The sequence below is a fragment of the Roseobacter sp. OBYS 0001 genome (assembly GCF_019654895.1).
GTDB lineage: Bacteria > Pseudomonadota > Alphaproteobacteria > Rhodobacterales > Rhodobacteraceae > Roseobacter > Roseobacter litoralis.
In genome coordinates this window covers 58,968-80,553 of the sequence record NZ_BPES01000012.1, presented here as the reverse complement: position 1 = coordinate 80,553, position 21,586 = coordinate 58,968, and the positions used below count along the sequence as shown (strand labels likewise).

At 59.9% G+C, this 21,586-nt stretch carries 22 protein-coding genes; 13 read left to right on the top strand and 9 right to left on the bottom strand.

Annotation, left to right across the window (positions count from 1 at the left end; genetic code table 11):
* Window positions 1-68: 68 nt before the first annotated feature.
* Both K5Q35_RS18425 and K5Q35_RS18420 read right to left on the bottom strand, forming a co-directional pair.
* Window positions 69-647, bottom strand: a complete 579-nt coding sequence (locus K5Q35_RS18425) for a cation transporter (protein WP_220800909.1) — start codon at window positions 645-647, stop codon at window positions 69-71.
* Window positions 648-750: 103 nt separating this feature from the next.
* Window positions 751-1,179 (bottom strand): helix-turn-helix domain-containing protein, encoded by a 429-nt coding sequence (locus K5Q35_RS18420; protein ID WP_013959865.1) that lies wholly within the window; start codon window positions 1,177-1,179, stop codon window positions 751-753.
* A gap of 171 nt (window positions 1,180-1,350) precedes the next feature.
* Here K5Q35_RS18420 and K5Q35_RS18415 point away from each other — a divergent pair, with 171 nt between their 5' ends.
* From K5Q35_RS18415 to lnt, 10 genes are read left to right on the top strand one after another with little or no spacing between them, the layout of a single operon-like run.
* Window positions 1,351-1,953 carry an SCO family protein gene (locus K5Q35_RS18415; protein WP_259650585.1) on the top strand — a complete coding sequence of 201 codons (603 nt, stop codon included), beginning with the start codon at window positions 1,351-1,353 and terminating at the stop codon, window positions 1,951-1,953.
* Between the two features lie 5 nt (window positions 1,954-1,958).
* Window positions 1,959-2,381 carry a disulfide bond formation protein B gene (locus K5Q35_RS18410; protein ID WP_220800870.1) on the top strand — a complete coding sequence of 141 codons (423 nt, stop codon included), beginning with the start codon at window positions 1,959-1,961 and terminating at the stop codon, window positions 2,379-2,381.
* Window positions 2,378-3,037: a thioredoxin domain-containing protein gene (locus K5Q35_RS18405; protein ID WP_013959868.1), complete on the top strand. Its 660-nt coding sequence runs from the start codon at window positions 2,378-2,380 to the stop codon at window positions 3,035-3,037. Before K5Q35_RS18410 ends, K5Q35_RS18405 begins: the two co-directional genes overlap by 4 nt.
* Window positions 3,038-3,060: 23 nt before the next feature.
* Window positions 3,061-3,528, top strand: a complete 468-nt coding sequence (locus K5Q35_RS18400; protein WP_013959869.1) for a copper chaperone PCu(A)C — start codon at window positions 3,061-3,063, stop codon at window positions 3,526-3,528.
* On the top strand, window positions 3,528-4,154 hold the full coding sequence (locus tag K5Q35_RS18395) for an SCO family protein (protein WP_013959870.1): 627 nt from the start codon (window positions 3,528-3,530) through the stop codon (window positions 4,152-4,154). The genes K5Q35_RS18400 and K5Q35_RS18395 overlap by 1 nt, the downstream gene beginning before the upstream one ends.
* Window positions 4,151-5,524: a M23 family metallopeptidase gene (locus K5Q35_RS18390; RefSeq protein WP_013959871.1), complete on the top strand. Its 1,374-nt coding sequence runs from the start codon at window positions 4,151-4,153 to the stop codon at window positions 5,522-5,524. Before K5Q35_RS18395 ends, K5Q35_RS18390 begins: the two co-directional genes overlap by 4 nt.
* Window positions 5,525-5,527: 3 nt before the next feature.
* Window positions 5,528-5,983, top strand: a complete 456-nt coding sequence (locus K5Q35_RS18385; RefSeq protein ID WP_013959872.1) for a DUF411 domain-containing protein — start codon at window positions 5,528-5,530, stop codon at window positions 5,981-5,983.
* A gap of 12 nt (window positions 5,984-5,995) precedes the next feature.
* Window positions 5,996-6,778 (top strand): ZIP family metal transporter, encoded by a 783-nt coding sequence (locus K5Q35_RS18380; RefSeq protein WP_220800869.1) that lies wholly within the window; start codon window positions 5,996-5,998, stop codon window positions 6,776-6,778.
* Window positions 6,762-7,265 (top strand): signal peptidase II, encoded by a 504-nt coding sequence (gene lspA / locus K5Q35_RS18375; protein WP_220800868.1) that lies wholly within the window; start codon window positions 6,762-6,764, stop codon window positions 7,263-7,265. The genes K5Q35_RS18380 and lspA overlap by 17 nt, the downstream gene beginning before the upstream one ends.
* Complete coding sequence (gene lnt / locus K5Q35_RS18370; protein WP_220800867.1) at window positions 7,232-8,839, top strand: apolipoprotein N-acyltransferase; 1,608 nt, start codon at window positions 7,232-7,234, stop codon at window positions 8,837-8,839. The genes lspA and lnt overlap by 34 nt, the downstream gene beginning before the upstream one ends.
* Here lnt and K5Q35_RS18365 read toward each other — a convergent pair.
* Both K5Q35_RS18365 and K5Q35_RS18360 read right to left on the bottom strand, forming a co-directional pair.
* Entirely contained in the window at window positions 8,820-9,332 is a 513-nt protein-coding gene (locus tag K5Q35_RS18365; protein WP_220800866.1) for a murein L,D-transpeptidase family protein, read from the bottom strand. The two genes, lnt and K5Q35_RS18365, sit on opposite strands and share 20 nt — an antisense overlap.
* 63 nt (window positions 9,333-9,395) lie before the next feature.
* Window positions 9,396-11,762: a cation-translocating P-type ATPase gene (locus tag K5Q35_RS18360; protein WP_259650583.1), complete on the bottom strand. Its 2,367-nt coding sequence runs from the start codon at window positions 11,760-11,762 to the stop codon at window positions 9,396-9,398.
* Window positions 11,763-11,981: 219 nt separating this feature from the next.
* Here K5Q35_RS18360 and K5Q35_RS22730 point away from each other — a divergent pair, with 219 nt between their 5' ends.
* The gene (locus K5Q35_RS22730; RefSeq protein ID WP_245538201.1) at window positions 11,982-12,212 is read left to right on the top strand and encodes a hypothetical protein; all 231 of its coding nucleotides are present in this window, start codon (window positions 11,982-11,984) and stop codon (window positions 12,210-12,212) included.
* A 19-nt stretch (window positions 12,213-12,231) separates the two neighbouring features.
* Here the strand turns inward: K5Q35_RS22730 and K5Q35_RS18355 are convergent, their stop codons facing one another.
* The 5 genes from K5Q35_RS18355 to K5Q35_RS18335 all read right to left on the bottom strand — a co-directional run bounded on the left by K5Q35_RS18355 (window position 12,232) and on the right by K5Q35_RS18335 (window position 19,675).
* Window positions 12,232-12,873 (bottom strand): L,D-transpeptidase, encoded by a 642-nt coding sequence (locus tag K5Q35_RS18355; protein ID WP_013959879.1) that lies wholly within the window; start codon window positions 12,871-12,873, stop codon window positions 12,232-12,234.
* Window positions 12,874-13,080: 207 nt separating this feature from the next.
* Window positions 13,081-13,596 (bottom strand): disulfide bond formation protein B, encoded by a 516-nt coding sequence (locus K5Q35_RS18350; RefSeq protein WP_013959880.1) that lies wholly within the window; start codon window positions 13,594-13,596, stop codon window positions 13,081-13,083.
* Window positions 13,597-13,697: 101 nt separating this feature from the next.
* Window positions 13,698-14,039, bottom strand: coding sequence for a copper-binding protein (locus K5Q35_RS18345; protein WP_013959881.1), 342 nt, complete (start codon window positions 14,037-14,039; stop codon window positions 13,698-13,700).
* A 33-nt stretch (window positions 14,040-14,072) separates the two neighbouring features.
* On the bottom strand, window positions 14,073-17,255 hold the full coding sequence (locus tag K5Q35_RS18340; protein WP_013959882.1) for an efflux RND transporter permease subunit: 3,183 nt from the start codon (window positions 17,253-17,255) through the stop codon (window positions 14,073-14,075).
* Entirely contained in the window at window positions 17,252-19,675 is a 2,424-nt protein-coding gene (locus K5Q35_RS18335) for an efflux RND transporter periplasmic adaptor subunit (protein WP_220800865.1), read from the bottom strand. Before K5Q35_RS18335 ends, K5Q35_RS18340 begins: the two co-directional genes overlap by 4 nt.
* Before the next feature lie 604 nt (window positions 19,676-20,279).
* On the opposite strand from K5Q35_RS18335, the gene K5Q35_RS18330 reads away from it, so the two are divergent.
* Together K5Q35_RS18330 and K5Q35_RS18325 are read left to right on the top strand one after the other, a co-directional pair.
* Entirely contained in the window at window positions 20,280-21,062 is a 783-nt protein-coding gene (locus tag K5Q35_RS18330) for a DsbA family protein (protein ID WP_013959885.1), read from the top strand.
* Window positions 21,063-21,121: 59 nt separating this feature from the next.
* A complete protein-coding gene (locus K5Q35_RS18325; protein WP_013959886.1) occupies window positions 21,122-21,577 on the top strand; it encodes a rhodanese-like domain-containing protein in 456 nt (151 codons plus the stop codon).
* The last annotated feature ends 9 nt before the right edge of the window (window positions 21,578-21,586 follow it).

Sequence of the window (21,586 nt, the reverse complement as noted above, 5' to 3'; positions counted from 1 at the left end):
TTGGAACAAGACTAATTGCTATAGTCACTGTAGCTTCAATCCTTTCTTTCAGAAAGAATCTCCCGCAACTATTTGCCCGTATGAACTGCTTTGTGGTGTTCGCCGTGTGCGTCGCGCAGAATGTCGATACCTCCCCAGGCCGCGATCCCGGCGACAATCACGCCGACGACGAGGTCCGGCCAGTTTGTTCCCAGCCAGGCGACGAGGCCGCCAGCCACGACGATTCCGAGGTTCGCGGCGAAATCGTTGTAACTGAAGGTGTTGGCCGCGCGGATGTTGACGTCCGGATCTTTAAGCTTAGCGAGCAGCCAGACGCAGACTGCGTTGATGGCCGCCGCCATCAGGGCCATGGCGATCATGATCGTCCCGAGCGGATCTGACCCGCCGATGTAGCGGCGCCACGCATCGTAGAGGATGCCTGCAGCGAACAGGATCAGCAGCCCACCGGAGATGTTCGCCGCCCCGCGTTTCCATTTGTCGGATCGGGACAAAGCGAAAAGGCTGATCGCGTAGACGAAGCTGTCGGAGAGGTTATCGAGCCCGTTGGCGATCAGGGCACTTGAGTCGCCGAAGGCGCCTGTTGCGAAAAAGGCCACGGCCAAGCCGATATTAAGCGCCAGAACGATCCAAAGCGTCCGTCTCTCCATTGAATCTTGTCTAGCGGCCATTTTGTGGTTCCAGCTTGTGTTGTACGACACATTAACTTCTGCGGCTGATCTGCGTTCCAGCCGGAATGTTGGCTGACTTCCTTCAGGCCCCGATTTCCTCGTGCTCGGTCAGGCATTCCGAATGGTCCCGCAACACCTCAAGCACCTTGCAGTCTCCGGTCCGCCCGCCGCTGCATTCGTGAACCATGCGTTTCAGTTCCGTGCGCAGCGCCTTCAGGCGGGCCATGCGCTGCTCCACCTGTTTGAGCTGGCGACGCGCGATGGCATCTGCCTCGTCGCAGGGGCGGTTGGGATGGTCGCTGAGGTCGAGCAGCTCGCGGATCGCATCGAGCGAGAAACCGAGTTGCCGCGAATGGCGGATGAAGGACAGTCGGTCGAGCTGTGCATTGTCGTAGCGCCTCTGTCCGCCTTCGGTCCTGCCAGGTTCGGGCATGAGTCCGATCTGTTCGTAGTACCGGATAGTCTGCACTTTTGTGCCAGTCTTCTTTGACAGAGTACCGATCGTGAGCATTTTCGCCTCCATGAAAAAGATACAGTTTGTGTAGGTTTTGCCGTCGGAATAAACAAGTGTCGGATTCACAGACGCGTGAGTTCAAGCTATACCATGATTTCGTGCTTGAACCTCTAGCGGCTAGAGGATGTATCCGCACATGCAATAAGAATCAAAAACAGGCGAACAGGATTGTCCTTTACATCGGCACAGAAGTTTCTTTGGGTTTTGGCAGGCGTGGCAGCGCTTGCCTTCGTATGGCTCTTGCTATGGTCCGATTATCGTGCCGATAGCGCCCGAACTGACGCCGAGCCGCCTTTTTTCGCTGAGTTCGAACTGACGGACCACCAGGGTATGGTTCAAACCGAGGAGGACTTTGCGGGGCGCTGGATGCTTGTTTTTTTCGGCTTTACCAACTGCCCCGACGTCTGCCCGACGACCCTATCTGAGGTCGCGGCGGTGATGGAGGGTCTGGGCGACGATGCCGCCAAGGTCCAGCCGATTTTCATAACAATCGACCCTGAACGAGACACGCCCGCAGCACTCGCCGAATACGTCCCGCTGTTCGATGCGGGCATCATCGGGCTGACGGGCACGCCGGAACAGATCGCCGCCACGTCCGAGACGTTTCCAATCTTCTTTGAGCGCGTCGAAGAGGCCGCAGCGCCGGATGGTTACACGATGGGCCACACGTCGCATCTGTTCCTCTTCGATCCCGACGCGGGCTTCGCCGACTCGTGGCCCTACGGCACCTCCGCCGAAAAGATCCTCGCCGATCTGGAAGAGAGGATCTGACCGAAATGAACCGCATATCCGGAGAAACAGCCCTCGGGCTGGCGTGGATCATCGCACTCGTCGCCTCGCTTGCCGTGCTTTTCATCGGCGAGGTGCTGGGGCAGACGCCCTGTTTGCTGTGCTGGTTCCAGCGCGCCTTCATGTTTCCCTTGGCCATTGTCCTCGGGCTCGGCCTTTGGTGGCGGGACGGCCGCGTGGGGCGCTACGGCATCGCATTGGCGCTTGGCGGCGGCGCAATCGCCCTCTGGCACATGGGGCTGTACGTCGGTCTTGTTCCCGAACGCATCCAGCCCTGCACGGCCACCGGCCCCTCTTGCACCGATGACAACCAACTGGTCTTCGGCATCCCGATCCCGCTGATGGCGCTCGCCGCCTTCGCGCTGATCGGGGCGCTGTCGGCCCTTTCAATGAAGGACACACGAACATGAACCGACGCGGCCTGATCCTGTCCGTTCTCGCCCTCGGCGTCGCCGGCTTCGGCGGAGCCACCTGGTTTGCAACCCGCCCCGGCCCGGTGGCCGAAGCGGAGCCTGTTGCGCCGGAACTCGCGGACGCGATGATCCGCCCCTACTCGCCCATCCTCGGGCCTGCGGAAGCGCCCGTCACGATCGTCGAATTCTTCGATCCGGCCTGCGAGGCCTGTCGCGCCTTTCATCCCATCGTGAAGGACATCATGGCCGAGCATGGGGATGCTGTCCGCGTCGTGATCCGCTACACGCCCTTCCACGGCGCGGCATCCGAGGAAGCGATCCGCGTGCTCGAGGCGGCGCGCATGCAGGACGTTTACGTGCCGGTGCTTGAGGCCGTTCTGCGGGAACAGCCGAGATGGGCGTCGCACGGTGCCCCGGCGCCTGGCCTGATCCTTCAGATCGCCGCCACGGCCGGACTCGATGCCGAGGCCGCGCGCACGCAAATGCTGGCACCCGATGTCGTGGCGATCCTGAACCAGGATCGTGCTGACGTCGAGACCGTGGGAATTCGCCAGACGCCCACATTCTTCGTGAACGGCAAGCCGCTCGATCCATTCGGAGAGGCAGAATTGCGTCGTCTGGTGGCTGCCGAAGTCGCTGCTGCGCAAAGCTGAATGGAAAGGGCAGGATCAGAACGATGAAAAAGTATATTTTGACCAGCACACTGGCGGCGCTTTTGACCCTTGGAGGGTTCTCAGCGCCCGCGCTGGCCGGACTCGAGTATGTTGTCGTCGAGAACGCGTGGTCCCGCGCCTCCATCGGGATGAACCGTCCCGGGGCCGCTTACATGACGATCCGCAACACTGGCGACGAGCCAGTGACGCTGATCGGCCTTACAACACCGCTCGCGATGATGCCCGAAATTCACGAGACGAAGACAAATGCCGAAGGTGTGAGTTCCATGAGCCCGGCGGGGGAGATCGCGATCGCCCCGGGCGAGAGCGTCGCGCTCGAACCGGGGGGCCTGCACGCAATGCTGATGCGGCTACAAGAACCGATGACGGAAGGGGACACCTTTCCGCTGACCCTGCTTTTCGACGACGGAGGCGAAGTGACGGTCGAGGTGCCGATCCTTGGAATCGCCGCGCGGGGGCCAGAGGACTGATGCGGCGACGGGCGATCCTGGGGTACGGGGCGGCTGGTGTCGGGGCGGTCGCCCTGATGCTCTTCGTCGGTTGGTGGCAGGTCGATGGACCCGGTGGACCCGAACCTGTCGGGCAGCGGCCTGTGGCCCTGACCGAGATGGATTTCCGTCTGACGGATCATGAGGGCAACGCGGTCGGGCCAGAAACCCTTATCGGTCGCCCGACGATGGCGTTCTTCGGCTTTACCTACTGTCCCGATGTCTGCCCGACCACGCTCTCGGACATTTCGGGATGGCTCGACGATCTGGGAGACGAGGCCGACGAAATGAACGTGGTTTTCATCACGGTCGATCCCGAGCGCGACACTGTCGAAACGATGGCCGAATATGTCGGCTACTTCCATCCTGGGATACGTGGCTGGACGGGACCGGAAGAGCAGATCGCGCGCGTCGCGGACGGCTTCCGCGCCACCTACGAGCGGGTGCCGACGGAAAGCGGCGATTACACGATGAACCACACCGCGAGCGTCTTCCTGTTCGCAGCCTCTGGGCGGTTCGTCACCATGATCGACTATCACGAACCCAGAGAATTCGCGGTGCCGAAAATTCGCCGCGCGCTAGCAGAAGAAATGGAGGGGGCGACATGAGGCTCAGAACTTTGGCGGCGGGTGTCGCAATTGCGGGGACGGTTTCGGGAGCGGCTATCGCCATCTCTGATTTCATGTCGAAAGAACCCGTGCCGCCGGAACTTGCCCAGGCAGGTAGCTGGATGCCCCAAGGTCCTGAAGCCCCTAGAAACGTTGAAATCCTCGTGACGCTGCCCGCGACGGCATGGGCAGAGGATGCACCCGACCTCGGCCCCCTACCCCTTCTGCAGGTCGCGTTTGCCGACAGGCCGGTAAGGGCGATCGAGCCACCGCTGTCGACGTGGTCGCGCGACATTGCACCTGGCGAGACGCTCGATTTCTTGCTGTCCGAAGCTGGACTTGCGGCACCTGACAGAGCCGAAGTTGCCCTCGCGCTTGGCGCGGAATACGATCTGCGACGGCTGCGGCCGGGGCACTCGGTCACTGTCGCTTCGACCGTGGACGGCAGCCCCCGCACCGTCTCACTCGCCGTCGAGGACGGGGTTCGGATCGAGGTGGTTTTCGGCGAGAAGTTGTCCACGCAGGTCGTGGCTCCGGATCCGGAGATCGTAACCCTTGCCGGCGAAGCGGTGATCTACAGCTCGATCTTCGCGGCACTCGACGAAGCCGGCATACCCGCCCGTTTTTCCGTGGACCTTGCGCAGATGCTGGGTGGGACCGTGGACTTCCGCCGCGAGTTGGCCGGTGGCGAGACACTAAGGCTTCTCTGGCGCGAGGCGCGTGTGGGCGAGGACAGGATCGGACAGCCCGAGCTCGCCTTCGCCGCATTGGAGATCGGCGGTTCGCTTTACGAGATCGTATGGCCAAACGACGGCAGCGGTCAGGCGACGATCTACGTCGATGGCGAGGTGCTGCGCGTCTTCGCACAGCCGGTCGAGGGTGCGCGCCTAAGCTCGGTGTTCGGACGCCGTACGCATCCGGTCTTTGGCAACGTCCGGATGCACACCGGCGTCGATTTCGCAGCGGCACGTGGGACACCGGTTCAATCGACGGCACCGGGGCGGGTCAGTTTCATCGGCTGGCGGGGCGGCTATGGTCGAGTGGTCGAAATCGCCCACGGCTCCGACACCATGACGCGCTACGCGCATCTGAGCGCCGTGCCGGAAGACCTGGCACAAGGCCAACGCGTTGCGGCGGGAGATGTGATCGGCCGCGTCGGCGCGACTGGTACGGCGACAGGTCCGAACCTGCACTACGAAGTCCTCGTGGATGGGCGCCCGACTGACCCCCTCGCTGACGACCGGCTCGCCGAAGCAGCCGAGAGCGAAGCGGATGATACCGCCGCGCTCTCGCGTCTGGCCGAGGCGCGCGCACTTCTGAATCAAAACCTCGGCAGCGAGATTGCCGAAACGACAACCGAAAGGCTCTGACCCATGAAACGTATGACCCAAGCTCTTGCCATCACGCTCGCCCTGTTCCCGGCGGCACAGGCCCTCGCAGAGGCAACGGCGATCGACGTCCGCAAGACGAACGGTTGCGGCTGCTGCCTCTCGTGGATGAACCATCTCGAAGAAAACGGGTTTGCGCCGACGGGCGAGAACATGTTCGGTGGGTCGTTGGTTCGCTTCAAGCTCGACAACGGCGTGCCGCAGCGCATGGTCTCCTGCCACACCGCGCTCATTGATGGCTACGTGATCGAAGGCCATGTCCCAGCCGCTGACATCCGCCGCCTTCTCGAGGAGCGCCCGGACGCCGTCGGCCTCGCCGTTCCGGGGATGCCCTATGGCTCGCCCGGCATGGGGCCAGAAGACGACCGCGAGGCCTATGATGTCTTCCTCATCCGCAAGGACGGGTCGACGGAAGTCTTTTCGAGCTACGCCGAAGGATAATCTGGCCCGCCCATGGAAAATCTGTCTCCGATAATGCTCGGCTTTCTCGGAAGTCTCGCTGCCGGTTCGCTCACGGCAGTCGGGGCAGCTCCCGTGCTGTTCGGGCGCATCCCGTCCCGGGCCACGCGCGATCTGTCGCTCGGCTTCGCTGCCGGTGTCATGCTGTCAGCCTCGTTCTTTTCGCTGATCATCCCGGCATTGGATGCGGCAGAGCCAATGTTCGAAAACGACGCGATGCCTGCGGCCATCGTATGCGTCTCGATCCTTCTGGGCATGGGGGCTGTCGCGCTGATGAACGAGAAGCTGCCGCACGAGCACTTCAAGACGGGACGCGAAGGGCCCGAAGCGGCGTCTTTGCGGCGGGTCTGGCTGTTCATCATCGCGATCACGATCCACAACTTCCCCGAAGGCCTCGCGGTCGGGGTCGGCTTCGGATCCGGAGGTATGGAGGGCGGTCTGCCGCTCGCCATCGGCATCGGGCTTCAGAATGCGCCCGAAGGATTGGCCGTCGCTGTATCTCTGCTGGGCGAGGGATATCCGAAGCTGCGCGCCTGGGGCATCGCGGCGCTGACGGGCATGGTCGAGCCGATTGGCGGCCTGCTCGGGGCCGGGATCATCACACTGTCGGAACCGCTGCTGCCTTGGGGTCTGGCCTTTGCCGCGGGAGCGATGCTCTACGTCATCAGCCACGAAATCATCCCTGAAACCCATCGCAGCGGCCATCAGAACAGGGCAACGCTCGGGCTGGCAGTCGGGCTCGTTCTGATGCTGTTCCTTGATGTCTGGTTGGGATGAGGCAATGTCACTAAACAAGGTATCTCCGGTTATCGGCGTCTTCGCGGCGCTTGCTGCGTTCGCGATTGATCAGATCACCAAAGCCATTGTCGTTGCGAATGCCGCCACTTTAAGCGCCGGGATTTCCGTGTTTCCGCGATTCAACCTCGTCTTTTATCGTAATGACGGCGTGACTTTCGGGATGCTGGGCGGCGCGCCGTGGTGGAGCCTCATCGCTCTCGCTCTTGTCATCTGTGTTTGGCTGGGGATTATGCTGTTTCGCGCCGACAATGCGGTCGAAACGCTTGCCTATGGCGCGATGATTGGCGGAGCCCTGGGCAATGTCATCGATCGTGTGCGGTATCGGGCTGTAACAGACTTTCTCGATTTCTACATTGGCACAACACATTGGCCTGCCTTCAACTTGGCCGATGTATTTGTCGTCAGTGGCGTGGGGCTCTTGCTCGCCGCGCCATGGATCAGCGCGCGGCGTTCGATCAAGTCGTGAAGCCGGAAATTCTGAACCGCATCGCTCTGCGCCACCGTTTTCTTTCGCGGATGACGCTTGGTTTCGTCGCCGGGGCGCTGACCGTTCTGACTTTCCCGCCTTTCTCGCTTCTCTTGCTTGTTCCCATTGCCTATTCCGCGTTGTTTGTCGGTCTTCGCGATCTCTCCTTCGGGCGCGCTTTCCTCGTCGGCTGGGCGTTTGGTCTTGGCCAGTTCGGTTTCGGGATTTCGTGGATTGCAGAGAGTTTCTACGTCGAGGCCGAGCGGTTTGGGACGATGGCGATCCCGGCGGTCGCGGGATTGTCCGCAGGTCTCGCGATTTTCCCAGCCATTGCCGCCGCGCTTTTTGCCGAAATCGCGCGGCGCGGAGCCATGGGCAGTCTCTTGGCCTGCCTCCTGTTCGCGACCTCCTGGACCGCTGCCGAGTGGTTGCGAGGTCACGTTTTGACAGGATTTCCGTGGAACCTCGCCAGCTACGCTCTGGTCGATTACGCCGCTTTTCGCCAGCCCGCCGCCTGGGTCGGAAGCTATGGGTTAAGCTTTCTCACCGTGTTCGTTGCGGTACTCCCCGGCGCGGCTGCCATGGCGTCCGGGCGGCAACGATTGACCATCTCGCTCATGGCGCTGGCCGGCATAGCGACGATGTGGGCTGTCGGCACGCTTCGCCTCCAGTCGGATGCACAACAGCCATCCGGTGTCGACCTGCGCATTGTCCAAGGCAACATTCCACAAGAGGAGAAATGGGCGCCCGAGAACCGCGAGGCGACATTCGCGCGCTATCTTGAGCTTTCAACCCGGCGCGGCGATTTCGACGTTCTTCTCTGGCCGGAAACCGCCTTTCCGGGTTTCCTCGATGAGGATACGGAGGCGCAGACCCGCATTGCCGCCGCGCTACCAGAAGGCAGCGTGCTGCTCACCGGGGTGCCGGACCGGGTACCGAGCGAGGATGGCACCCGATATTTCAACACGGTCCAGGCTTTTGGCGCGACCGGCGGAATCCTGACCGGATACGCGAAACACCATCTCGTACCCTTCGGCGAATATGTGCCATTCCGTGGCTGGTTGCCCATCGAGCGGCTCACGGCGGGTCTGGGCGATTTTACGCCCGGACCGGGCCCGCGAACGCTTGCGCTTCCGGGTGTGCCGCTGGTCGCCGTGGCGATCTGCTATGAGATCATCTTCCCAAGCCATGTGGTCGACGACCTGTTCAGGCCAGACTGGATCTTCAACGCCACCAACGACGCCTGGTTTGGCACCAGCATCGGACCTGAGCAGCATCTGGCTTCCGCACGTATGCGCGCCATAGAGGAAGGCCTTCCTGTAATTCGAGCCGCGAATACGGGCATCTCTGCGGTCATCGACGCGAGCGGAGAGATCGTTGCGCGGCTCGATACCGGCGAAACGGGCATCATCGACGCTAGCCTGCCCTCCGCGCGACCGCCGACACTCTACGCGAGCTTCGGGGACTGGATGCTGTTGGCGCTCATCTTGGCTTCGTGGAGCTGGGCAATGGCGGCCAATGCGACGGCTCACTACCGCCGCATGAGAAGGACCGTCATGCAAAGATGTGGATAGGTGTTCCGTCCTTCACCATTGCATAGATGTCCTCGATCTGCCGATCTGTGACCGCGATGCAGCCAGCTGTCCAATCGCGGACATTTGTCGGGTCGATGCCCGGGCGTGGACCACCATGGATGAAGATGTCGCCGCCGGGGGAAAGGCCCTGCGCTTCGGCAAAGGCGATGTCGGCCTCGTTCGGATAAGAGATACCAACTGAAAGATGATACGTACTTTCAGGGTTGCGCTTATCTACTATGTAGGTGCCCTCCGGGGTCCGGCCGTCTCCCTCGAATTGCTTGTGACCCACAGGAGCGAAACCCAGCCCGACCGGATAGGTTTGCAATACGCGATCGGCTCCGTCGAGAACAAGCAAGCGCTGCCCCTTATAAAGCCGAACACGGGTCACCTCGGGTCCGCCATAGCTGCGGAACTTGCTAGCACAGCCGGACAAAAACGCTGCCAACCCGCCCAACAGGACGGCGCGGCGGGGAAATCGGATGGTTTTCACTGCTCGATGCCTCTTTCGTGAGGTCTGATATTGACATTACGTTACCTTGCAAATGCTGAGTGATCAATGTCCGTGGGCAAGCGCGGCTTTTGTTATCTGTGGACCAACCTGATCACCGCCGGACGGCGGCGCCTTGGCCTCTTGGCTGTTAAGCAGGCGCAGGGCGTTGGCCACCACCAGCAATGACACTCCTACGTCGGCTGCAATAGCGCCCCACATCGATGCCACTCCGAACGCAGTAGCGACGACGAAAACACCCTTGGTCGCCAAGGAAATACCGATGTTCTGATGGATAATCGACATTGTCCGGCGCGAATGACCGATCAGCCAAGGCACCTTGCCGAGGTCGTCGGTCATCAGGGCAATATCCGCCGTCTCGATTGCCGCGTCCGAACCAACAGCACCCATCGCGATGGCGTAATGCGCACGTGCCATGGCGGGGGCGTCGTTCACCCCGTCGCCGATCATGGCCACCATGTCATGCGTTTCGACCAGTTCTTCGATGGCAGTCACCTTGTCTTCGGGCAGAAGCTCGGCGCGGACCTCGTCGATGCCGACCTCGGCGGCAACGGCGCGCGCTGTCCGCTCGTTGTCGCCCGTCAGCATGACGATGGTCTTCACGCCTTGCGCGTGGAGCCGTGCCACGATGCCCTTGGCGTCGGGGCGGATACGGTCGCGCAATTCCAGAATGCCCGTCACGCCGGTGTCGTCGCCCACGGCAACAAGGGTGCTGCCGGCGCCTTCGATGCGGTCGCGCAAATCCTTCGGAATGGCGTCGCCGAAACCCTTATCCTCGGCAAACCGGTCGGACCCTAGCCAGATCGACCGGCCGTCTGTGCGTCCTTCAAGTCCCCTACCGGGAACGGTTCGGGTATCTTGCGCGGCGGACACATTGATCCCGTCGGCTTCTGCCCGCGCGAGAATGGCGCGCGCCAAGGGATGCGAGGAACGTGCCTCCAGTCCAGCGGCGAGGGTCATCAGATCTTGCGCCGATGCTTTGCCCAGCAGATGCACCGCCGCCACCTCGGGCTCGCCCATGGTGATCGTGCCGGTCTTGTCCATGGCCAGTGCAGTCGTCTTGCCCGGTGCCTCAACATATGCGCCGCCCTTGATCAGCACCCCGGCCCGCGCTGAGGCGGTGAGTGCAGCGACGATGGAGACCGGTGTCGAGATGACCAGAGCGCATGGGCAAGCGATCACCAGCAGCACGAGTGCATTGTAGAACCAATAATCCCAGGCCCCCCCGAAAATGAGCGGCGGCAGCAGGGCAATTGCGATGGCGAGAGCCATGACGATAGGCGTGTAGATGCGGGCGAACTTCGCCACCCACTGCTCCACCGGCGCGCGGCGGGCATGGGCGTCACCGACCATGCGGATGATCTTGGCCAACACGGTATCCGAGGCGGCCTTCGTGGCGCGCACCGTCAGTGTGCCTTCGCCGTTGATCGTACCGGCGTAGACTTCGTCGCCCCGTTCCTTCGGGACCAGCGCACTCTCTCCGGTGATTGGCGCCTGATCGACGGCCCCTGCCCCATCGACAACCTCACCATCCAATGGGATGCGGTCGCCGCCCCGCACGATGAAACGTGCGTTGATAGCAACCGCGGAAGCCGGAACGTCCGCTTCCGTGCCGTCATCATTAAGAACTCTTGCCGTCGGCGGCGCGAGGTCGAGCAGAGCTGAAATCGCATTCCTCGCACGCCCGACGCTCCAGCTTTCGAGGAAAAGCGAGAGCGAGAAGAAGAACGCGACCGTTGCCGCCTCGAAAAATTCGCCAAGGCCAATTGCACCCGCGACTGCGACGACCATCAGCAGATTCATGTCGGGCGACAGCCGCCGTGCGGACGACCATGCCTTGGGTGCCACGAGCCAGACACCGAACAGGATCGCAACCGCGAATAGCCCTGCCTCGACCAGTGGCATCGGCGCTTCGCCGTGCCCCGCGAAGAGGCCGAGTGCCCCCCCCATGCCGGTCTCGATGATGTGCCACAGAAATCCCGCGGCCCAGAAGCCGCCGCTCAGAATCGTGAACCATTTCTGTTTGGCGAGATGCGACGCCTGATCGGCGCTGGCATTGTCCGCGTCCCACGCACGGGCCGTCATCCCCGTGCTGGCAACCAAGTCCAAGATCTGGCTGTCCGAAATCTGGTCAGCGCTTTCCAGCACGGTCATCCGACCGTTGATCACATCAAAAGCCAGGTGCTCTGCCCCGCCGAGTTTCGGACCGACGACTTTGGAGAGGATGGAGACCTCTTCGGCGCAGTCGAGGCCACTCACCTGAAAGCTTCGGCCATGCTCGGGCGGCGTTGAAGGGATTGCGCCCGCAGATCCCGTGCCGCCACCGCAGCAGGTTGCCTCACCAGAACCATTCGTTGAATGGTCATGTGCGTGAGAGACGTCGTGTTGCTCGGTCTCGGAATTTGCCGCCATTTGATCTCTCCAGAATCATATGTTGAAACGACTCTAATGTCTCCAGTGGCTTTAGGTTCAAGACCTAACTCCAATGTCGTTGTAGATTTCCAAACGGCACAACTGAGGTCGTTGCAACATGGCGCAGAGAATGCGATTGATATCCGTAGAAATGCAAATTGTGTGAACTGGCAGGGGGTTGTCGTGCGAATTGGATCAGGAACACTATTGGTAGGCGCTATTTTATTGAGCGCGTGTTCAGCTACGACGCCTCCAAACGGGCCATCCGATATCGGGAACGTCCCGGAAGCCGTGGTTGAGTTGGCCGGGCCTGGTCAGAATCTGGCTACAGCCCGCCTTCGCCCAGAAGACGGTTGCTACTGGTACGAACACAGTGGCCCTGTCGAAACCACGCTGTTGCCGTTGCGCACGGCGCGCGGCAACCCGATTTGCGTGGCCAAAGAAGCCTGACCGTTGCTCGTGGAAGAGGTCATTCGGCAGCGTAAAGGTGTGCTGTCGAGCCAATCTGTACATTTGGGTAGAGATCGTTGATATGCGCCATCACCATACGGACGCAGCCTGAACTGGCCCGACCACCGATAGATCGCGCCTCAGGCGATCCGTGTATTCTTAGATAGGTGTCTCGATTGCCAACAAAGAGGTAAAGCGCACGGGATCCAAGCGGATTACTCGGCCCCGGTTCCTGCCCATCTGCCCATTGAGCGTATTCGGGGTTCCGCTCGATCATGGAGGCCGTTGGCGTCCAATGCGGCCATTCAACCTTGCGCTTTATTGTGTAGGTTCCCGGCTCGTAGAGATTACCCCTCGCAATGGCCACACCATAGCGCATCGCTGTGCCGCCATCCTCGATGTGGTAGAGATAGCGCGCAACTGCATCGACGTGAATGTCCCCCGGTTTCAGCCCATCGTTCGCAGTCACTCGCTGCGGTAGAAACCGAGACTGCAGCCCCCATGGGTTTGACGTCGCCGGATCGTACCCTACCGGAGTAACTTGCGCATCCCAGGCGGCCTTCTCGCTATTTGTCGGCCAGCTTTTTGCCAACACGGGGCTTGCCAACGGTGCCGAGAACAATGCAGCGCTCGTTGAAATGAAATGACGTCGTGTCAGCATTAATCGTACTCCGGCTTCTAATTCCAACAGTCTTGTGGCGTTTGTCATCGGGTTTTATCGTGGTGATACAACCTCAAGCAACTATAGGTTCAAGTGTCCATCTCAGTTTTCTGGTCAAGTTTTCTTGAGTAATGGGGCTGATGAAACAGCCGAATTTGGCCATTCACATGTCATATCCCACCGAATTCCCTGAATGCGAGTAACGCGTCACAACGGTTCCTGTTGCGCGATTTTGGGTTGCGTGAATGAATGCTTGTAAGCGGCGTAGGCCCAAACCACTGCAAGCATAAGACTAAGCACGGCGTTCCAACTCGCCATAGACAGGCTGAGGAACTCCCAGGCGACTTCGTCGCACATGACCAAGGCCGATGCTGTGGATGATGCAGAGGGCAGAAGGTCCGCAGCTGACAAGTTTGACATATCAAGACCAGAGCCTGTGCAAGATGTCGGACCTTCCCACCAACCTCGTTCGACGCCGGTATGAAACATCCCGATGCCTGCTGTCACGGACGCAGCGACAGCGCCTGCCATCAGTAGCAGTAAGATGGGCAAACCAACCATGAGGAGCGCGCCAATAGCGATGGCGATCGCGTGAGGGTATCGCTGCCAAATGCACATCGCGCATGGTGCGTAGCCCGCTGCCTGAAACAAGAAGGCAGCCAGCAAAAGAACGGCCGATCCGCCGGCAGCGATCAAACCAAGTTGTTTCGAAGACAGCGGCATTCACTTTCCTTTCGCCTACATGCAGCTCGGCGGTCGAATTCGGTGTACCTCTCCAAGCACGCGCCGCAGTTGCCGATTTCTCGGCAACTGCGCATTCGTGATCAGTTCGGCATTATGGCCCCGATTGCGTACATGCCATCCTCGCCCTTGACGAGCATCAGGGTCACCTCGTCACCATCGGTCACCTCTCCCATCATCTGCGCGTTTTCCAGAACCGTCATATCCATCGTCATTGCAGGCCAGCCGATCTCGGGAATTGGGTCATGGCTCACATTTGCAGTGCCGTCGCCGATCGAATTGATCACGGCCTTCGCGTGAACTGCGCCCTCCATTTGTTCGGCGGACATCGGCATGTCCGAATGATCCATATTGTGGTTCATTTGTGCGATAGCCCCTGTCGCGGACAGGGTCAGAAGTGCGAGACTTGCAGTCAGTATCTTCATGAGAAGCTCCATTCTTGAGGTTTGTGCGTTCGATTATTCGGCAGGCAGTGCTGCATCGACGGGCTGCTGAATTGGGGACGTGATTTCGCGGTTTACGCGTTTCAGCGCGAGCCGTTTCCAAATCACGAATGTGGAAGGAATGACAAAAAGCGTCAGCAGGGTCGCTGTCACCATACCGCCGATCATCGGTGCAGCGATGCGTTGCATGATCTCCGAGCCGGTGCCGGTGCCATACATGATCGGGATCAGCGCCGCGAAGATGGTGGCCACGGTCATGACTTTGGGTCTCACCCGAAGAACAGCTCCCTCAAAGACGGCCTCCTCGATATCGTCTTGTGTCAGCTTGCGGCCTTCGGATTGACCGAGTTTGCGTCGCTTTTCCCATGCGAGATTGAGATAAAGCAGCATGACGATGGCTGTTTCGACGGCCACGCCGGCCAGGGCAATGAAGCCGACAAGGACGGCGATCGAAATGTCGAAGCTGAGATACCACAGAAACCAGACACCGCCTGCCAACGCGACAGGAAGCGCGGCGAGAATGATGCCAACTTCGATCACCCTATTGAACGCCATGAACAACATCAGCGTGATGATCATAAGCGTGGCGGGGGCGACGATCGCCAGCCGGTCCTGCATCCGCTCGATGTACTCATACTGCCCGGACCATGTCAGAGAATATCCGGGCGGCAGGCGCACCTGATCGGCCACGACCCTCTGCGCCTCGGCGACATATCCGCCGAGGTCTCGTCCTGCGATATCGATAAACACGAACCCCGTGCGCCGAGCGTTCTCTGATCGGATCATGCCCGGACCATCCACAATTCGGACATCGGCCAAGGCGGTCAGCGGCACATGAGCCCCCGATGGGGTGACAACGGGCAAGTTTTCGAGGCGTTCGGGGCTATCGCGCCACGCCTGCGGATAGCGCAGGTTAATCGGAAAGCGCTCCAGCCCTTCAACGGATTCCGACACTTGCATCCCACCGATGGCAGTTTGCACCACATCCTGAACATCCCGCACGCTCATCATGTATCGCGCTGCGGCGTCGCGCTTGACGTCGATTTCTATGAAGCGCCCGCCTACCGGGCGCTCCGCATAGGCGGAGGCAGTTCCCTCGATATCCGACACGGCTCGTTCCACTTCGATCCCGATGTCTGTGATGACGTTCAGATCAGCACCCGAGATCTTGACACCAACCGGCGTTCGTATCCCGGTGGCAAGCATGTCGATCCGGTTCTTGATCGGCTGGATCCAGACATTGGTCACGCCTGGGATCTGCACAGTCCGATCAAGCTCATCGCGAATTTTTCCCATGGTCATGCCAGGGCGCCACTCAGCTTCTGGTTTGAGTTGGATCGTAGTTTCCACCATCGTGAGTGGTGCAGGATCGGTCGCTGTCTCTGCGCGCCCCACTTTGCCGTGCACAGTTTCAACCTCTGGGATTGTAGCGATCAGACGATTGGTCTGCTGCAGGACCTCGCGCGCCTTACCGATCGACACTCCCGGGTAGAAGCTTGGCATATAGAGGAAGTCGCCCTCATTCAGCTCGGGCATGAACTCGGACCCGAGCCGTTGGTACGGATACCACATTGAAGCCACGAGGGCGCCGGCAAGCAAGGTTGTCGCCCACGGCCAAGCGATGGCTGCATCCAGAAAGGGACGATACAGGAAGACCACCAATCGGTTCAGTGGGTTTTTGCGCTCGGGCAAAATCCGGCCCCGGACAAAGTATCCCATCAAGACCGGAACCAGTGTGATTGATAGGATCGCGGCGGCGGCCATCGCATAGGTCTTTGTATAGGCCAGCGGGGCAAAAAGCCTGCCCTCCTGATTTTCCAGCACAAAGACAGGCAGAAAGCTGACCGTGATGATTGCCAAGGAGTAAAAGAGGGCCGGACCGACCTCAGAGGCGCATTCCTGCACGATCCTCCACCTGTTTTCTGCGGTCAGCTTTTCCTTCTCCAGCCGCCTGTGCATCGCCTCGATCATCACGATCGACGCATCGACCATGGCCCCAATGGCAATCGCGATGCCACCAAGCGACATGATGTTCGCATTCACACCCTGCGCTTTCATCAGAATGAAGGCAGCGAAGATGCCGAGGGGCAACGACAGCAGGATCACCAGTGATGAGCGCAGATGCAGCAGAAAGGCCGCACAGACGAGGACGACGACAACGAATTCCTGAGTCAGCTTCTTCTTGAGATTGTCGATTGCGCGTTCGATCACGCCGGACCGGTCATAGGTCGTGATAATCTCGACACCTTCCGGCAGGTTCGGCCGCAACTCTTCGATGCGGGCCTCCACCGCTTTGATGGTCGCAAGGGCATTGCCACCCCATCGCATGATGACCACGCCGCCAACGGCATCGCCCTGCCCGTCAAACTCTCCGACTCCGCGGCGCAATTCCGGTCCTAGGCGAATGTCAGCAACGTCGCCGAGGGTCAGAGCGGCTCCACGCTCGTTGATCATTAGGGGGGCGCTGGATAGATCAGAAAGCTCATCGATGTATCCGGACGAGCGGATCATGAATTCTGCTTCGCCCATCTCGATCACGCTTCCGCCGGTCTCTCGATTGGCCGCCTGTATCGCGTTCCTGAGTTGTGTCAGTGTGATATCGTAGGCCCGCAATTTGTTCGGATCGACGACGACCTGATACTGTTTGACCATGCCGCCAATCGTTGCGACTTCAGACACACCGTCGACAGCCTGCAGTTCGTATTTCAGAAACCAGTCCTGCAGCGTTCTCAGTTGCGCGAGATCGTGTGTGCCGGTTCTGTCGATCAACGCATATTGGTAGATCCATCCGACCCCGGTGGCATCCGGGCCAAGCTGAGGGGACACTCCGTCCGGCAGGCTCCCGGTGATCTGCCCAAGATATTCGAGGACGCGGGATCTTGCCCAATACAGGTCCGTGCCATCTTCGAAAACGACATAGACAAAACTGTCACCAAAGAAGGAAAAGCCGCGTACATCCTGTGCGCCAGGTACCGCCAGCAACGATGTGGCGAGCGGATAAGTGATCTGGTTTTCGACCACTTGCGGCGCCTGCCCCGGATAAGGGGTGCGGACGATCACCTGCACATCGGACAGGTCCGGTATCGCATCGACCGGTGTCTCGCGGATGGCCCAGATGCCTGCGACACCCATCATGACGGCAAGGACCAGAATAACAAACCTATTGGCCAGCGAGGCGCGGATGATCGCCGGGATCACTGGGTAACCCTCCCGTCACGGACAACATCGATCAATGTCATCGAGAAATCCGGGTTGCGCCGCAGGATGAGCGTGACGTCCGTTCCCACTGTGAGTTGGGAAATCTCGAGTTCCTCAGCCAAGGGAAAATCCATTGTCATTCCGGGCATGCCGATATCGGTCATCGGCCCATGGGTGATGTTCGCCGTCCGTGATTGAGCATCGATGGAGTTGATTTGACCTGAAACCTGCATGGGCGGTGCCACAGGTTCGGCCGCCGCCAGCACCATATTCATGCCGTCCGGGCGCGCGAAAGTGAGCACCATCTCCACATCTGTCATCAAAGCGGCAGCGTCGAGTGACGGATCAATATCAAAGGCCATGGTCATGCCAGGCATGCCGATATCGGTCATCGGTCCATGGGTGATCGTGGCCTTTGAGGCGTTTGTATCGACACTATCGATCGTGCCTGAGACCACGATGGGCGGTGCCGCAGCTGCCTCAAGCTCGACATCAGACAAGATCATGTTTAAGCCATCCGGCCGTGCAAATTTGAGGGTCATTTGGACGCCGGTTTTCAGCGATGCCATGTCCAAGCCCGGATCGATAGGGAAATCCATGGTCATGCCTGGCATTCCGATCTCAGCCATGGGCCCGTGGGTGATCGTTGCGGTTTCGGAATTCAGATCCAGGTCGTCGATGGTGCCGGACACCATGATCGGCGCTGCGGCATTTGTTTCAGCCGCTTCCACCTCTTCGGGATCGGTGCCCTCGGCGCGGACCGCGACTACGGAGAAAAGGCCGCCATCACCTGCCGTGAGATCGAATTCGATCGGCGCATCGAGAGGCACGGCCTCAAGATCAACCCCCAACACCGGCAGGTCCATCGTCATTGCGGGCCAGCCAAGCTCTGGGATCGGGCCATGCTCCAGCGTTAGCTTGCCATCCGACGTCACCGCGCGTGCAATCCCAGTGCCGGTACCGGCAATTCCATCATCTGGCGCAAGTTCGGTGAGGCTCAGGAGTCCATCTGCGCCACGGGCCACGAGAAACGCGACTGCCTCCCCCTCCTTTAGCCGATCCAGGGGAACATCGGCTCTCACCGGGAAGTCGGATGTCATCGCTGGCCAGTCCAGGCTTTCCAGGGCGTCATGCTGCACGGTTGCCACCCGACTCTCAGGATCGAGAGCAACGAGAACACCGCTGCCCCGCGCCGGGTCGGCATCCGTTGGCGCCATGCGCGTGAAGCCTGCGCTCAAAGCGCTTTCGCTGTCGATCAGGAACTGTGCGGAGGCAACGACCTCTTCACCCGGACCCAGGCCCTGAAGAATTTCTGTCCGCCCGCCTTCTCCGAAACTGTCCCGGAGACCGGCAGTCACCAATCTCGGTCGGAAGGTCCCCTCCCCTGTTTTCAGGATGACGCGCTCAGCCGACCCTGTGCGTATTACGGCCTCAGATGGCACTGTCAGGACCGTCCGGCTTTCGTTGGGTGTGAGACTGACACTTCCGAACATTCCGGGGCGGAGCACGCCATCGGAATTGTCAAACCTCAGTCGAACAGGAAGCGTTCGTGTTTGGGGATCGAGTTCGGGATAGATGTAGTCGATGTCGCCTTCAAACACGCGCCCTGGCAAGTGTTCGAACCGAGCGATGGCCCGCATATCCTCAGACAGCCGGGCAATATCACGTTCAAAGACATCTACAATGAGCCAGACCTTCGACAAGTCAGCGACGGAGAAGGCAAGCGTTCCAGGTTGCAGATACATGCCATCGGCCGCATTCAGGGCGATGACCACGCCGTTCTGTGGTGCTTCGATCTCGATGTTGCGAACCATTTCGCCGCCCGCCTCGATCTCCGCAATCTGGCGGGCGGACATGCCATGGCTCATCAGCTTGCTGCGCGCCGCATCCAGAATGCGGGGGTCACCAGCCTCGACTGCGCGCACAAGGTCCCCGGTCGCCGTCGCGATGAGCGGCGAAAAAAGCTCAAAAAGTACCTGTTCTTGGCTGACCCGATCGCCGACTGCTCGTACTTCGAGCTTCTCGATCCATCCCTCAGCTCGCGTATGCACATGACTGGTCAGATGCTCGTCATACCCCACGAAACCCACAGTCTCGATCTGGGGTCGCACTTCACTCATGCGGGCGACCGCCGTGCGTACGCCGATTGCGTTGATTTCGGCCGCGTTCAGTGTGACCTCGGCAGGGTCACCAGATGGCTCCTGTCCGGCATAGACGGCAATAAGATCCATCCCCATGGGCGACTTTCCGGGTCCTGGTTGACGGAAATTCGGATCCATGGGCGCAACCCAATAGAGAATCTCGGGGCCTTCAGATCCGCCTTGCACCGCTGGGTTCAGGTACAACCGCTCAACGTAAACCCCACCGCCAAGGCCGGCTGCCAAGGCAAGAACTGAAAGTGCCGCGTATCTTCCACGCATAAACATCGTCTCCTGACGGCTGAATTGGATGCAGCGATCGATTGGTCAAACAGCCCGCATATGCGGGCACCGAAATGTCAGGAGTGTCGGGGCGGGCGATCGGGCACTAGGGGCTCACGGGATACATGAGCCCTGGAGAATGCGGCCCGTGTTGGCGCCGTACACGCGGTTTCTTCAGACCGATGATCTAGATGTTGCTGGTAGTCCATGACACAGCAAAGACCGTTGTGACACCCGTCGCCGTGTCCTGCGTGAGCGTCCGCTTGCCGCTCGCCATTGTTTTCGGGGTGGTGCGCGTGGACGTGGTTGGGCACTTCTCCCGCAGAAGCGACAGCGGGGATTTGCGGACCGCACTCCGCGCTGCTCATCTCTCCTTCAAACGGCATTGCCTGCGTTCCGACGACGGTAATCGTCAGACACACAAAGGCAAGACATGCCGATCGCAGGAAAGAGAACGCATTCCAAACCATACGCGTGAAGTAGCGCTCTTCAGAAGTTGCAGCAATTGAAGCGGGGCTGAAAGATTGTATCATTTTGTAAAGTTGACCTTTTCCAAGTTGTGCCAGTACGACTCCAACGGTGGCATAATCAGATCAGGCGTCAGATGGATTCCAAGAAACGATCAACACTCTTGACGATCGGTGCGGTCATTGCAGGCTATGCGGCGCTTCGAACCGTGCCCTCTTTGCTGCCGGAAAAACTTGAACTTGAAGCACTCGATCGTCCGAAAGGCTTCCGGAGATTTATCGCTGGTGAGACATCCGGATCGTTTGACGCGTTCGTCGGCTTGGACAGTCCGGACAGTGTGGATGTGGCAGCACGGAAGGCGGCGGCTATCGAGCGAGTCTCAGCAGATATTTGCGGCGCTCTCTACGGAGACCTCGACATGAGCAATGCACGTATCCCTCTGGCATCATTTTCTGACTATTATTGTCCTTTTTGCAGAGTACAAACCAAGAGCTTCGCCGATATGACAAGCAAAATGCCAGATCAGGTTGCAATAGCATGGCACGAGCTTCCTCTGCTGGGCGACAGCTCTAATCTGGCAGCAAAGGCGGCCTTGGCCGCCAAGCGTCAAGGTGCCTACGTCGCATTCCAGGAACGTTTGATGACCTCGCCATTTCAAGCCACACCGGAATACCTTGCCCGTCTCTCTGAAGATCTGGGCGTTGATGGCGAACAATTGGTCGCTGACATGGAGAGCCCCGAAGTCGCGCGCGAGCTGGAAAATAGCGCGGCTCTCGCGCAGGTTTTTGCCTTTGTTGGCACGCCTGCCCTCGTCATCGGTCGTACAGTTGTCCAAGGTCAGGTCAGCGACAGAATGATACGAAAGATCATTGACCTTGAGCGTGAGGAGGGCTGGGACCTTGCCTGTGTGTCGGCCTGACAAACCTATGCTGTCTGCTGTTCTCTCCGCCTTACTCTTCTATCGAAATTGGAGACGGAATGGATAGACGGCACTTCATCCTACTAGCTTCTGCGTTGGTCATGGTCCCCTATTCTGTGACGGCCGCCACGCGCAAAGTCTGGTCAGCCGTCGAAGCCTCGGCCGCGTTGGCGCAGGGCGAGATTTCTCTGATTGATATTCGTTCACGCGTTGAGTGGAGGGACACAGCCGTGGCGAAAGACGCCTGGCCGATCAGTATGCATGAACCGAGGTTTGAGCAGAGGTTGTTCGCTGCACGCGATCTGTCTGGCGAAAAACCAATCGCCTTGATCTGTGCCACCGGAGGGCGGAGTGGCCGTCTCTTGAGCGCTCTAAATCGAGCGGGATACCCGGGCTTCATCGATGTCTCAGAAGGCATGTTGGGATCACTGAAAGGGCCAGGCTGGATCGCACACGGTTTGCCTGTGATGGATCTGGAGGCGGCCTTGGCCAATCTGCCGGACGTTCTCCGTTGATCGTGGGTC

Bases quoted from the DNA above. Each gene is read 5' to 3' on its own strand.
- K5Q35_RS18425 (WP_220800909.1), bottom strand. From the start codon at position 647: ATGGAGAGACGGACGCTTTGGATCGTTCTGGCGCTTAATATCGGCTTG.
- K5Q35_RS18420 (WP_013959865.1), bottom strand. From the start codon at position 1,179: ATGCTCACGATCGGTACTCTGTCAAAGAAGACTGGCACAAAAGTGCAG.
- K5Q35_RS18410 (WP_220800870.1), top strand. From the start codon at position 1,959: ATGAACCGCATATCCGGAGAAACAGCCCTCGGGCTGGCGTGGATCATC.
- K5Q35_RS18405 (WP_013959868.1), top strand. From the start codon at position 2,378: ATGAACCGACGCGGCCTGATCCTGTCCGTTCTCGCCCTCGGCGTCGCC.
- K5Q35_RS18400 (WP_013959869.1), top strand. From the start codon at position 3,061: ATGAAAAAGTATATTTTGACCAGCACACTGGCGGCGCTTTTGACCCTT.
- K5Q35_RS18395 (WP_013959870.1), top strand. From the start codon at position 3,528: ATGCGGCGACGGGCGATCCTGGGGTACGGGGCGGCTGGTGTCGGGGCG.
- K5Q35_RS18390 (WP_013959871.1), top strand. From the start codon at position 4,151: ATGAGGCTCAGAACTTTGGCGGCGGGTGTCGCAATTGCGGGGACGGTT.
- K5Q35_RS18385 (WP_013959872.1), top strand. From the start codon at position 5,528: ATGAAACGTATGACCCAAGCTCTTGCCATCACGCTCGCCCTGTTCCCG.
- K5Q35_RS18380 (WP_220800869.1), top strand. From the start codon at position 5,996: ATGGAAAATCTGTCTCCGATAATGCTCGGCTTTCTCGGAAGTCTCGCT.
- lspA (WP_220800868.1), top strand. From the start codon at position 6,762: ATGTCTGGTTGGGATGAGGCAATGTCACTAAACAAGGTATCTCCGGTT.
- lnt (WP_220800867.1), top strand. From the start codon at position 7,232: ATGGATCAGCGCGCGGCGTTCGATCAAGTCGTGAAGCCGGAAATTCTG.
- K5Q35_RS18360 (WP_259650583.1), bottom strand. From the start codon at position 11,762: ATGGCGGCAAATTCCGAGACCGAGCAACACGACGTCTCTCACGCACAT.
- K5Q35_RS18355 (WP_013959879.1), bottom strand. From the start codon at position 12,873: ATGCTGACACGACGTCATTTCATTTCAACGAGCGCTGCATTGTTCTCG.
- K5Q35_RS18350 (WP_013959880.1), bottom strand. From the start codon at position 13,596: ATGCCGCTGTCTTCGAAACAACTTGGTTTGATCGCTGCCGGCGGATCG.
- K5Q35_RS18345 (WP_013959881.1), bottom strand. From the start codon at position 14,039: ATGAAGATACTGACTGCAAGTCTCGCACTTCTGACCCTGTCCGCGACA.
- K5Q35_RS18335 (WP_220800865.1), bottom strand. From the start codon at position 19,675: ATGCGTGGAAGATACGCGGCACTTTCAGTTCTTGCCTTGGCAGCCGGC.
- K5Q35_RS18330 (WP_013959885.1), top strand. From the start codon at position 20,280: ATGGATTCCAAGAAACGATCAACACTCTTGACGATCGGTGCGGTCATT.
- K5Q35_RS18325 (WP_013959886.1), top strand. From the start codon at position 21,122: ATGGATAGACGGCACTTCATCCTACTAGCTTCTGCGTTGGTCATGGTC.